Annotated in this window: 6 protein-coding genes, 2 tRNA genes and 3 rRNA genes; 9 read left to right on the top strand and 2 right to left on the bottom strand. The window is 44.8% G+C overall.

The genetic code is table 11. The features are described from left to right. The first annotated feature begins 63 nt into the window (after positions 1 to 63). From G8D99_RS15380 to G8D99_RS15340, 9 genes are all read left to right on the top strand, one after another. A 16S ribosomal RNA gene (locus tag G8D99_RS15380) occupies positions 64 to 1,601 on the top strand. A gap of 61 nt (positions 1,602 to 1,662) precedes the next feature. Next, positions 1,663 to 1,739, top strand: a tRNA-Ile gene (locus G8D99_RS15375). 73 nt (positions 1,740 to 1,812) lie between these two features. Next, positions 1,813 to 1,888 (top strand) — tRNA-Ala (locus tag G8D99_RS15370). Positions 1,889 to 2,327: 439 nt separating this feature from the next. Next, a 23S ribosomal RNA gene (locus G8D99_RS15365) occupies positions 2,328 to 5,218 on the top strand. A gap of 215 nt (positions 5,219 to 5,433) precedes the next feature. After that, positions 5,434 to 5,548, top strand: a 5S ribosomal RNA gene (rrf, locus tag G8D99_RS15360). Together the 16S, 23S and 5S rRNA genes with 2 tRNA genes alongside form the textbook arrangement of a ribosomal RNA operon. A 607-nt stretch (positions 5,549 to 6,155) precedes the next feature. After that, positions 6,156 to 7,679, top strand: a complete 1,524-nt coding sequence (locus G8D99_RS15355) for an aldehyde dehydrogenase family protein (protein WP_166327370.1) — start codon at positions 6,156 to 6,158, stop codon at positions 7,677 to 7,679. Positions 7,680 to 7,761: 82 nt separating this feature from the next. Then, positions 7,762 to 8,373 (top strand): DUF1287 domain-containing protein, encoded by a 612-nt coding sequence (locus G8D99_RS15350; RefSeq protein ID WP_406741500.1) that lies wholly within the window; start codon positions 7,762 to 7,764, stop codon positions 8,371 to 8,373. Positions 8,374 to 8,700: 327 nt separating this feature from the next. Then, on the top strand, positions 8,701 to 10,191 hold the full coding sequence (locus G8D99_RS15345; RefSeq protein WP_166327366.1) for a sodium-dependent transporter: 1,491 nt from the start codon (positions 8,701 to 8,703) through the stop codon (positions 10,189 to 10,191). Position 10,192: 1 nt separating this feature from the next. After that, positions 10,193 to 10,303: a methionine/alanine import family NSS transporter small subunit gene (locus tag G8D99_RS15340; RefSeq protein ID WP_166327364.1), complete on the top strand. Its 111-nt coding sequence runs from the start codon at positions 10,193 to 10,195 to the stop codon at positions 10,301 to 10,303. 71 nt (positions 10,304 to 10,374) lie between these two features. Here the strand turns inward: G8D99_RS15340 and rsmB are convergent, their stop codons facing one another. Together rsmB and fmt are read right to left on the bottom strand one after the other, a co-directional pair. After that, positions 10,375 to 11,676, bottom strand: a complete 1,302-nt coding sequence (gene rsmB / locus G8D99_RS15335; protein WP_166327362.1) for a 16S rRNA (cytosine(967)-C(5))-methyltransferase RsmB — start codon at positions 11,674 to 11,676, stop codon at positions 10,375 to 10,377. Then, the gene (gene fmt, locus G8D99_RS15330; RefSeq protein ID WP_166327360.1) at positions 11,673 to 12,635 is read right to left on the bottom strand and encodes a methionyl-tRNA formyltransferase; all 963 of its coding nucleotides are present in this window, start codon (positions 12,633 to 12,635) and stop codon (positions 11,673 to 11,675) included. Before fmt ends, rsmB begins: the two co-directional genes overlap by 4 nt. Between the last annotated feature and the right edge of the window lie 211 nt (positions 12,636 to 12,846).

The raw sequence follows: 12,846 nt of genomic DNA, 5'->3' as shown, positions 1-12,846 counted from the left end.
GAGAAATATTTGTCAGAAAATTGATGAGCCAAGATTGGTAGCCTTTAAGCTACTACTGATTTTAAACTGAAGAGTTTGATCATGGCTCAGATTGAACGCTGGCGGCAGGCTTAACACATGCAAGTCGAGCGGATGAAAGTAGCTTGCTACTGGATTCAGCGGCGGACGGGTGAGTAATGCTTAGGAATCTGCCCATTAATGGGGGACAACAGTTGGAAACGACTGCTAATACCGCATACGCCCTACGGGGGAAAGCAGGGGATCTTCGGACCTTGCGTTAATGGATGAGCCTAAGTCGGATTAGCTAGTTGGTGGGGTAAAGGCCTACCAAGGCGACGATCTGTAGCGGGTCTGAGAGGATGATCCGCCACACTGGGACTGAGACACGGCCCAGACTCCTACGGGAGGCAGCAGTGGGGAATATTGGACAATGGGGGCAACCCTGATCCAGCCATGCCGCGTGTGTGAAGAAGGCCTTTTGGTTGTAAAGCACTTTAAGCGAGGAGGAGGCTACTTAGATTAATACTCTAGGATAGTGGACGTTACTCGCAGAATAAGCACCGGCTAACTCTGTGCCAGCAGCCGCGGTAATACAGAGGGTGCGAGCGTTAATCGGATTTACTGGGCGTAAAGCGTGCGTAGGTGGCCAATTAAGTCAAATGTGAAATCCCCGAGCTTAACTTGGGAATTGCATTCGATACTGGTTGGCTAGAGTATGGGAGAGGATGGTAGAATTCCAGGTGTAGCGGTGAAATGCGTAGAGATCTGGAGGAATACCGATGGCGAAGGCAGCCATCTGGCCTAATACTGACACTGAGGTACGAAAGCATGGGGAGCAAACAGGATTAGATACCCTGGTAGTCCATGCCGTAAACGATGTCTACTAGCCGTTGGGGTCTTTGAGACTTTAGTGGCGCAGCTAACGCGATAAGTAGACCGCCTGGGGAGTACGGTCGCAAGACTAAAACTCAAATGAATTGACGGGGGCCCGCACAAGCGGTGGAGCATGTGGTTTAATTCGATGCAACGCGAAGAACCTTACCTGGTCTTGACATACAGAGAACTTTCCAGAGATGGATTGGTGCCTTCGGGAACTCTGATACAGGTGCTGCATGGCTGTCGTCAGCTCGTGTCGTGAGATGTTGGGTTAAGTCCCGCAACGAGCGCAACCCTTTTCCTTATTTGCCAGCGGGTTAAGCCGGGAACTTTAAGGATACTGCCAGTGACAAACTGGAGGAAGGCGGGGACGACGTCAAGTCATCATGGCCCTTACGACCAGGGCTACACACGTGCTACAATGGTCGGTACAAAGGGTTGCTACCTAGCGATAGGATGCTAATCTCAAAAAGCCGATCGTAGTCCGGATTGGAGTCTGCAACTCGACTCCATGAAGTCGGAATCGCTAGTAATCGCGGATCAGAATGCCGCGGTGAATACGTTCCCGGGCCTTGTACACACCGCCCGTCACACCATGGGAGTTTGTTGCACCAGAAGTAGGTAGTCTAACCGCAAGGAGGACGCTTACCACGGTGTGGCCGATGACTGGGGTGAAGTCGTAACAAGGTAGCCGTAGGGGAACCTGCGGCTGGATCACCTCCTTAACGAAAGATTGACGATCGGTAAGAATCCACAACAAGTTGTTCTTCATGAAGATGTATCTGAGGGTCTGTAGCTCAGTTGGTTAGAGCACACGCTTGATAAGCGTGGGGTCACAAGTTCAAGTCTTGTCAGACCCACCACTATCTGACTAACGCAGTATGAAAATACTGAAGCGAACAGAACAGAAGATATATCGAATCTATATGATAAGCTGGGGACTTAGCTTAGTTGGTAGAGCGCCTGCTTTGCACGCAGGAGGTCAGGAGTTCGACTCTCCTAGTCTCCACCAAATTTTAAGATCAGAAAAGCACTGCTTTTCCTTAAAATTTAAGCGAGAAGTTATACTTCGAGCACTGAGTAAGCGATCAGTTGGTTAGATTATAGAAATTAGTAAGAAACTGCGTATAATGCGCGTCTTGTTAACTTCTGTGATTTATCACAGTTGCTACGCTCCGATGAGGACGTAGACAATCATTAACAGAATATATTTGAGTTGAAATTAATTGTTTAACTTATTCCAAAAGCGGAAACAAGAAATCGTAAGATTGATTGTTGAAGTGATTGAAATGAGAACTAGCGAAATTAACTGAATCAAGCGTTTTGGTATATGAATCTAATTGAAGCTGTACAGTGCTTAAATGCACAGACGCCAACTGTATGAGCGTGTTGAAAGACATGTTCTGTTGCTAACCCCGCTTGTAAGGGTTAACGACTGTTTGGGGTTGTATAGTCAAGTAATTAAGTGCATGTGGTGGATGCCTTGGCAGTCAGAGGCGATGAAAGACGTAATAGCCTGCGATAAGCTCCGGGGAGGCGGCAAATATCCTGTGATCCGGAGATTTCTGAATGGGGAAACCCACTTACCATAAGGTAGGTATTGCAACATGAATACATAGTGTTGCAAGGCGAACGAGGGGAAGTGAAACATCTCAGTACCCTTAGGAAAAGAAATCAATTGAGATTCCCTTAGTAGCGGCGAGCGAACGGGAAAAGCCCATTAAGTCATATCAGTTTTAGTGGAATGCTCTGGGAAGTGCAACCATAGTGGGTGATAGTCCTGTACACGAAAGGGCTGATATGATGATGTCGAGTAGGGCGAGGCACGTGAAACCTTGTCTGAATATGGGGGGACCATCCTCCAAGGCTAAATACTCCTGACTGACCGATAGTGAACCAGTACCGTGAGGGAAAGGCGAAAAGAACCCCTGTGAGGGGAGTGAAATAGATCCTGAAACCGCATGCATACAAGCAGTGGGAGCCGACTTGTTCGGTGACTGCGTACCTTTTGTATAATGGGTCAGCGACTTACATTCAGTAGCAAGGTTAACCGCATAGGGGAGCCGTAGAGAAATCGAGTCTTAATAGGGCGTTTAGTTGCTGGGTGTAGACCCGAAACCAGGCGATCTATCCATGAGCAGGTTGAAGGTTGGGTAACACTAACTGGAGGACCGAACCCACTGTCGTTGAAAAGCCAGGGGATGACTTGTGGATAGGGGTGAAAGGCTAATCAAGCCTGGTGATAGCTGGTTCTCCCGAAAGCTATTTAGGTAGCGCCTCGGACGAATACCATTGGGGGTAGAGCACTGTTTCGGCTAGGGGGTCATCCCGACTTACCAAACCGATGCAAACTCCGAATACCAATGAGTACTATCCGGGAGACAGACTGCGGGTGCTAACGTCCGTAGTCAAGAGGAAAACAATCCAGACCGCCAGCTAAGGCCCCAAAATTGTAGTTAAGTGGGAAACGATGTGGGAAGGCATAGACAGCTAGGAGGTTGGCTTAGAAGCAGCCACCCTTTAAAGAAAGCGTAATAGCTCACTAGTCGAGTCGGCCTGCGCGGAAGATGTAACGGGGCTAAAACTACATGCCGAAGCTGCGGATTTGCAATTTATTGCAAGTGGTAGGGGAGCGTTCTGTAAGCCGATGAAGGTGGATTGAGAAGTCTGCTGGAGGTATCAGAAGTGCGAATGCTGACGTGAGTAACGACAAAACGAGTGAAAAACTCGTTCGCTGAAAGACCAAGGGTTCCAGTCCAACGTTAATCGGGCTGGGTGAGTCGACCCCTAAGGCGAGGCCGAAAGGCGTAGTCGATGGGAAATTGGTTAATATTCCAATACTTCTGTGTAATGCGATGAGAGGACGGAGAAGGTTAAGTCAGCCTGGCGTTGGTTGTCCAGGTGAAAGACAGTAGGCATGCATCTTAGGCAAATCCGGGGTGCTCTATGCTGAGAGTTGATAGCAAGCTGTACTTGTACAGCGAAGTGGCTGATACCATACTTCCAGGAAAAGTCTCTAAGCTTCAGTTACACAGGAATCGTACCCGAAACCGACACAGGTGGTCAGGTCGAGTAGACCAAAGCGCTTGAGAGAACTCTGCTGAAGGAACTAGGCAAAATGGTACCGTAACTTCGGGAGAAGGTACGCTGTCGACGGTGATGGAACTTGCTTCCTGAGCTATTGACAGCCACAGAAACCAGGCCCCTGCAACTGTTTATTAAAAACATAGCACTCTGCAAACACGAAAGTGGACGTATAGGGTGTGATGCCTGCCCGGTGCTGGAAGGTTAATTGATGGGGTTAGCGTAAGCGAAGCTCTTGATCGAAGCCCCAGTAAACGGCGGCCGTAACTATAACGGTCCTAAGGTAGCGAAATTCCTTGTCGGGTAAGTTCCGACCTGCACGAATGGCATAATGATGGGGGCGCTGTCTCCAGCAGAGACTCAGTGAAATCGAATTCGCCGTGAAGATGCGGTGTACCCGCGGCTAGACGGAAAGACCCCGTGAACCTTTACTGCAGCTTGACATTGAACTTTGATCTTACTTGTGTAGGATAGGTGGGAGGCTTTGAAACTAGGACGCCAGTTCTAGTGGAGCCAATCTTGAAATACCACCCTGGTAATATTGAGGTTCTAACTCTGCTCCATGATCTGGAGCGAGGACCATGTCTGGTGGGTAGTTTGACTGGGGCGGTCTCCTCCTAAAGAGTAACGGAGGAGTACGAAGGTGCGCTCAGCGTGGTCGGAAATCACGCGTAGAGTATAAAGGCAAAAGCGCGCTTAACTGCGAGACCCACAAGTCGAGCAGGTACGAAAGTAGGTCTTAGTGATCCGGTGGTTCTGTATGGAAGGGCCATCGCTCAACGGATAAAAGGTACTCTGGGGATAACAGGCTGATACCGCCCAAGAGTTCATATCGACGGCGGTGTTTGGCACCTCGATGTCGGCTCATCTCATCCTGGGGCTGAAGCAGGTCCCAAGGGTATGGCTGTTCGCCATTTAAAGAGGTACGCGAGCTGGGTTTAGAACGTCGTGAGACAGTTCGGTCCCTATCTACCGTGGGCGTTGGAAATTTGAGAGGATCTGCTCCTAGTACGAGAGGACCAGAGTGGACGAACCTCTGGTGTACCGGTTGTGACGCCAGTCGCATCGCCGGGTAGCTATGTTCGGAAGGGATAACCGCTGAAAGCATCTAAGCGGGAAGCCTACCTCAAGATTAGATTTCCCTAGGACTATATGTCCTCTAAAGAGCCGTTGAAGACTACAACGTTGATAGGTTGGATGTGGAAGCATAGTGATATGTGAAGCTGACCAATACTAATTACTCGTGAGGCTTGACTATACAACACCCAAACAGTTGTTGTATAAAGCATCAGTTGATTCGATATTCTACAAAACACCTTGATTTAGTGATCAAGCTAGTTAAACTAAGCAAACTTAATTCAACTCAAGTACTTCTGTTAATAACTTCTTTGACCAAGCAACGGCAATGAGAAACATCGTTTCGCAAGAGAGATGATTTCGATATAAGACCAAATGCAAAGTCACAACAGTTGTGCTGGCGACAATAGCAAGAGTGAACCACCTGATCCCTTCCCGAACTCAGAAGTGAAACCTCTTAGCGCTGATGGTAGTGTGGGGTTACCCATGTGAGAGTAAGTCATCGCCAGCTCATTATTCCTAAAAACACCCTGACTCTATCGAGCAGGGTGTTTTTTTATGCCGAAAAGAAAGTTGAAAAGCAAAATTTCGGTACGAATCGCAGAAATATATCAAATACAGTCATTAAAAAAGCCCCAACGTCCTGTTGGGGCTTTTTTATATAGGTTGTTTAGATCTGACTCCTGTTTGATCTCACGTCCTGATGCACAAACTTATGATTGTTGTTTTAGGTTTGGGAAACATCCTGTCTCCTGATAAAGATAGAATAGGGTAATCGCTGAGCATTAAAAAGTCGAAAAAAACGTTGATTGATGTAGGTGAGAGCGTACAAAAATCGCTAACTCTTTGAAATTTTATTTATTGAATAACAATATCTGTGCTTATGATGAGCTTGTTATTGTAATGGGGTTTAATTTGTACAGATTGTTATAGGTGATTGATCAAAGTTGCTTAGATAAAAGTTGATTGAATAACAGTCAGATTTGACAAATATAGCTTCATTGTTTAATTCATTTTTTCTTATAACACCAAAAATTACTGAAATCCATTCCATTTCTTTTTCATATCAGCGCATGATAGGCTCATGGTAATTCAATTGATCAGGATGGGTTTGAGTCATGGCCAAAGCGTCTAAACCAGTAGAAAAGTTAAAGCAAAAAAAACCAAAAGTGCAAAAATCGTCTCATACAGCTTCGAATACCGAGATTAAAGCAAACACTTTAGAGTTTCCGCTATATGTTGCGGGAAAGCCTATATTTTCGGGAAAATGGCTTGAGGTCAAACACAAATATAGTGGTGAAGTGTATGCCCAAGTGGCATTGGCCAATGATGAAATTTTAGAGCAAGCGATTCAATCTGCGGTGAACGCTGAACACGAGATGGCGCAGCTCAAACCGTTTCAAAAACAAAAGATATTGTTGGATTGTGTGGCTCAATTCAATCAGCAACGTGAAGAGTTGACCGAGATTCTCATTGCTGAAGGGGGTAAACCTCGTACTGCGGCCGCGGCTGAAGTTGAGCGTTTAATTAATACCTTTCAAATTGCAGCCGATGCAGTAACCCAACTGGATGATGGGCGTTTGATTCCATTGGCAGTGACCCAAGCGGCATCAGCCTATACAGGCATGGTGAAACATGTGCCGATCGGTGCTGTGTCATTGATCAGTCCATTTAACTTTCCCTTAAATTTAACTGCACATAAAATTGCACCGGCCATTGCCGCAGGCTGTCCTTTTGTTTTGAAACCGGCAAGTTTGACCCCTGTTTCTGCACTTAAAATTGCAGAAGTCTTGGCGCAGACCGATTTACCCAAAGGCGCATTTTCAATTTTGCCATGTCCTCGTGAACAAGCGGATATCTTGGTCACGGATGATCGCTTTAAGTTGCTGAGCTTTACTGGCTCAGACGTGGTGGGTTGGGATATGAAAGCCCGTGCAGGGCGTAAGAAAGTGACCTTAGAACTCGGTGGCAACGCAGCGGTACTGATTGAGCCTGATACTGAAATGAATGATGCCTTGGTCGATCGTTTGATTAGTGGTGCCTATGGTCATGCAGGACAAGTCTGTATTAGTGTGCAACGCATCTTGGCGCACGCCGATATTTATACTGCGTTGAAGAAAAAGCTGATTGCTAAACTTAAGTCACTTAAAGCCTCTGATCCTGATTTAGCCAGTACTTTAGTGGGGCCGATGATCAAAGAAGATGAAGCGCAGCGTTTAAAAAAATGGCTCGATAAAGCAGTCAAAAAGGGCACTAAAGTTTTAGCCGGTGGGCAAGTTTCAGGGGTGTTGTTTGAGCCGACTTTAGTCGAAGGCGTGAAAGAAGAACTCGAAGTCTATAAAGATGAAGTCTTTGGTCCTGTGGCGATTTTAGAAAAATACACATCTTTTGAAAAAGGCATTCAGAAAATCAACAGCAGTCGCTTTGGTTTACAGGCAGGTGTGTATACCCAAAACCTCAATAAAATGCTGTATGCATGGGAGCATTTGCAAGTCGGGGGTGTGATTATCAATGACATTCCTTCTTTCCGTGTTGACAATATGCCGTATGGTGGCGTGAAAGATTCCGGATTGGGTCGAGAGGGGATTCAATCTGCGATTCGAGATATGCAGGAAGAACGTTTATTGGCGATTAAGCAGTAAGTTATGCTTGCAATTTGATCGGTATCATCAAGGAGCTTCGGCTCCTTTTTTAATGTTAAGATTGAGAAAAAATGAGAATCAGGTGGTTATGATTAAGCAAATCTTTTCAAACCGATGGGCTGGATTGATCTTTATTTTATCTGTGCTGTGTGTGCCCTTAAAGGCATTGGCCTTTAGTCAGACGCTATTGGTGACCGATGCACGAAAGCAGATTGGCATGACCCTGTTTTATGATCCGGCGTATAGTGAATTGAGTTATCCCCTAGGGGATGTTCCCTTGATTAAAGGCGTCTGTACCGATGTGATTGTGCGTGCATTGCGCCTACAGGGGATTGATCTACAACAGCAAATTCATGAAGATATGAAAGCGAATTTTAAGCGCTATCCACAAAAGTGGGGGTTGAAAGCGCCTGATTCAAATATTGATCATCGTCGTGTGCCGAATATCATGACTTACTTTAAACGACAGGGTTATGAGGTTAAGGATGCAAAGTTCTTAGCAGGAGATATTGTGGCATGGGATTTAGGCAATGGTTTAACCCATATTGGGATTGTGTCGAATAAGAAGAATGCCAGCAATAAAACACCATTGATTATTCACAATATTGGCAATGGCACTGTGGAAAATGACATTTTGCAGGCCTATAAAATCATTGGGCATTATCGTATTTCTGCCGGAAAACTCAGAATCTAAACCATGTTGTGCTGCACTCTATGCCATAAAACTAAATAATCATGTCAAAAAACGATCAAACAAAACTATTTAGAATGAATTATTTAATTATTCATTAGTAAAAAGAAAGAATTAAAATTCAAAAACAGGTATTGTTAGTTTATTAAACAGTTTTTTATCCCTGTTTCTTTAAAGTAGAGCAGGGCTAAAAACTGGTTTGAACTTGGAATGAAGAACCCACAAGGTCAATGTCTTATTCAAACAACAAAATTAATTTAAGCAGTTTTTGCTCGTGAGTATATAAACACAATAAGCGGCAGAAATATGCGAAGGCATATTGGGTGTTTTATGACAGATAAACGCGAAAATTGGTCCGCGCGATCAGGTTTTATTATTGCAGCAATTGGCTCCGCTGTAGGTTTGGGTAATATTTGGCGTTTTCCTTACGTTGCATATGAAAATGGTGGAGGCGCATTTCTTATTCCGTATTTGATTGCGATTTTTGCCGCAGGTTTACCTTTACTGTTTCTTGACTATGCCGTTGGACACAAGTTCCGCAAAGCCCCACCAACCGCTTATAAAAAATTGATGAACGCTGAATCCTTAGGTTGGTGGCAGGTGATGGTGACCCTGATCATTGGGATTTACTATGCCAGTGTTTTGTCATGGGCGGGGAGCTACATGTTCTACTCCTTCGGTCAAAAGTGGGGCACAGATACGCAGAACTTTTTCTTTAAAACCTACTTACAAAATGGTGAGGGCTTACAGTTTGGTTTTGTCCCGACCTTATTCTTTGGTTTAGTTATCGTTTGGGCAGTGGTGATGTTCATTCTCTATGGCGGGGTACGTCGTGGGGTGGAATTGGCCAATAAAATCTTTATGCCGCTGTTGGTGATTTTGTTTACCATTTTAGTGATTCAAGCGGTGCGTTTGCCGGGTGCAGTGGATGGCTTAAATGCTTTCTTTACCCCGAATTGGGAAGCCATGACCAACTATAAAGTGTGGTTGGCAGCCTTTGGTCATATCTTCTTCTCGTTGTCTGTAGGCTTCGGGATCATGCTGACCTATGCATCCTACCTCAAGCCAAAAACCAATATGACCGGTTCTGGGATTGTGGTGGCTTTGGCAAACTCATCTTTTGAAATTTTAGCCGGGATTGGGGTATTTGCTGCCTTGGGCTTTATGGCGTATAGCGCAGGGTCTTCGGTTGAAGATGTGGTATCAGGCGGTATTGGTCTTGCCTTTATTGCTTTCCCGAAAATTATTTCCAGTATGGGGGCAGGGGGCGACTTATTCGGTTTCTTATTCTTTGCGTCTTTAACCGTGGCAGGGATTACCTCTATGGTGAGTATCTTGCAAGTGCCGATTGCGGCATTCCAAGATAAATTAGGTTGGTCTCTGAAGAAATCTGTGACGATCATTGCAGGTGGTTCAGCGGTTATTTCAACTTTACTATTCTCAAGCCATAGTGCCATTACCTTTGTGGATGTGATCGATTACTTCGCCAATAACATTGGCATTGTCGGTGGTGGTTTGTTGTCAATTATTTTGCTGTCATGGTTCCGTCGTCCATTGCTACAACAACTCAAAGATCATGTGAACCAATATGCGAGTATCAAATTAGGCGCAAGTTGGAACTTCTTGTTGACTGTGGTGACACCATTGTCATTGTTGGTGGCACTGTGTTTAACCATCAATTCGATTATTCGTGATGGTTATGGTGACTATGCTGCAAGTACTTTATGGTTGGTCGGTGGGGGCACTTTGGCCTTCTTTATTTTGGGTGCGGTGATTTGTAGCATGCTGAAAGATAAAGAACCTTCAGAGCAGGAGAAATAAGATGAACTCACAAGCACTAATCATGTTAATTCTGTCGACCACTTTGTTATGGGGCGGCTTAATTTTAGCGATCATGCATTTGGCTAAAAACCCAGAAGAAGTTGAAGATTAAAACCTTTTCAACATAAAAAAAAGGAACCTTGAAGGTTCCTTTTTTTGACTGAATCGATTTAAGTGAAGAATTTAAATTTTTTCAATACGGCAGTAATAGAAGCCATCACCACGATCATTTTCAGGGAACAATTGACGTCCATGAATCTGTTCGATGCCCCATGTTGCGTCAATCTTAGATTCTTTGGCATCGGCATGTTCAGCAAAGAAATTCACCATTTGTTGTTCATTTTCTGCTTTTAAAATCGAACAGGTGATGTACAGCAACGTGCCACCGACTTTCAGTTGCTTCCACATATTGTCTAAAATTTGCTTTTGCAATTCGACGGTTTTGGCAATGTCCGTCGATTGACGAAGCAAACGAATATCTGGATGACGACGCAGTACCCCAATTGCTGAACATGGTGCATCAAGGACGATACAATCGACAGGTTCAGGTGCTGTCCATGTGCTGGCATCAGCAGCCAAAATTTCCACATCGGCATAACCGGTTAAAGCAAGACGCTCAAGGTTTTCAGAGACACGGAGTAAACGCTTTTGATCTTGATCAATGGCGTATAATTTTTTCGGCGTGTATTTCTCTAAAATATGCGCGGTTTTTCCACCCGGTGCAGCACAGGCATCCACCACCACTTGATCTTCAAGATTTGGTAGAAGGGTGACACAGAGCTGGGCATGTTCATCTTGTACCGAGAAACCGCCTTCTTCAAAACCGGGCAAGTTTGGAATATGTACGTTTTGATCGAGCACGATTCCATCTTGAGATAATTCGCACAGATGGGCTTCATAACCATCTTCTTCCAAAATCTCGAAGTATTCTGCACGGCTGACTTGATTGGTGTTTACACGTAAAGTGAGTGGGGCAATTTGTTTAAGATTATGCGCGATGGTATCGAAATCATCTTGCCAATCTTTCTTTAAGCGTTTGCCTAACCAGCTGGGTAAACCGTGCGCTTGTTCTAAACCCGCCATAAAATCTTCAGTTTCACGTGAAACACGGCGCAGAATCGCATTGACTAAACCACTTAAGGGTTCATAGCCCAATTGCTTTGCTGCAGTCACGGTTTCTGAAATGGCTGCATGGGCAGGCACACGGGTACATAAAATTTGATACAAACCTAAGTACAGACAGCTTTCAACCGCTTCATTGTCTAATGGTTTGGTCAAAAGTGGCAAAGTAATGGCTTTTAAAGCATGCCACTGGCGTAAACAACCGAGCGTTAATTCATGGTACAGACCACGGTCACGTTCAGACACGATACTAATGTGCTGATTTAAAACCGAAGCCAATGACTGACCATTTTGGACAGCAATCAGCGTCTTCACGACTTGTGCACGCAAATTCAGATGTTTTGCAGATTGAATTTGGCTCATGCGAATAGATGTCCTAGAGATAATTTTTGAGTTTGATTAATTTGTACGGCATTTAAGGCTTTACCACCCGGCCATTGTAAGTTGGTGATGCAGACGGCTTTGCCATCTCCACACATGACATGTACGCCGTTTTTGTCGAGCGCAATCACTTCACCGGCTTGAGCACTTGCTGAGGTGTGCGTAGACACGGATGAATTCCAAACCCGTAAGTTATTGGTCTCATCAATTGGGGTAAATGCCACTGGCCAAGGATTGAATGCACGAATATTTCGGTCAATAACTTCAGCAGCTTGCGTCCAGTCAATTTGTGCTTCGGCTTTGCTGAGCTTATGGGCATAGACGGTCAATGCTTCGTCTTGGACTTCACGTGTTTCTAAATAATGTTGCAAGGTTGCTTCAGTGTCTAAAACCTGTACCAGAGCCTCAGCACCTTGTTGAGCAAGTTTATCATGCAAGCTTGCAGAGGTATCGGTCGCTTCAATTGGACAGAGGGTTTTCAACATCATGTCGCCGGTGTCGAGTCCTGCTGCCATTTTCATAATGGTCACGCCCGTCTCAGCATCGCCTGAGCTAATGGCACGTTGAATCGGTGCAGCACCACGCCAACGTGGCAATAGTGAACCATGAATATTTAGACAGCCGTATTTAGGTGTATCTAGTACTGCTTGAGGCAAGATCAGGCCGTAAGCGGCAACCACCATCACGTCTGCATTTAAATCTGCCAATTCTTTTTGTGCAGCGAGACCTTCTTCAGTTGAGGCTTTGAAATGAAGCGGTTGATAGACAGGGAGATTGTGTTCGAGTGCGAGTTGTTTTACCGCAGATGCCGTTAACTTTTGTCCACGTCCAGCTTTGCGGTCAGGCTGAGTATATACAGCGACAATGTCGTGTTCAGTGTTTAGTAAAGCGGCTAAAGCACTTGCTGCAAATTCAGGCGTACCTGCAAAGATGATTTTCAATATGACAAACTCAATATAAAACTGCTGACATTATAGCAAAGCCTTAAAAGTGCTGTGAATTAAATCTAGGATTATCTCAGGCCATTTAAACTCGATCTTTTCATGTGAATTTAAAACTATAATAGTCAACTATTTTTGTTAAATAATTCTCATTATTTTAAAAAATAGATAAATGTGACGAATGTATTAAAAAAATTTAACTATTTGTAAT

This window comes from Acinetobacter lanii, from assembly GCF_011578285.1.
Taxonomy (GTDB): Bacteria; Pseudomonadota; Gammaproteobacteria; order Pseudomonadales; family Moraxellaceae; genus Acinetobacter; species Acinetobacter lanii.
The sequence above is the reverse complement of the archived record's forward strand: the minus strand, read 5'-3'. Positions and strand labels throughout refer to the sequence as shown.

Coding starts and splice junctions, on each gene's coding strand:
- G8D99_RS15355 (WP_166327370.1), top strand. CDS start 6,156: ATGGCCAAAGCGTCTAAACCAGTAGAAAAGTTAAAGCAAAAAAAACCA.
- G8D99_RS15345 (WP_166327366.1), top strand. CDS start 8,701: ATGACAGATAAACGCGAAAATTGGTCCGCGCGATCAGGTTTTATTATT.
- G8D99_RS15340 (WP_166327364.1), top strand. CDS start 10,193: ATGAACTCACAAGCACTAATCATGTTAATTCTGTCGACCACTTTGTTA.
- rsmB (WP_166327362.1), bottom strand. CDS start 11,676: ATGAGCCAAATTCAATCTGCAAAACATCTGAATTTGCGTGCACAAGTC.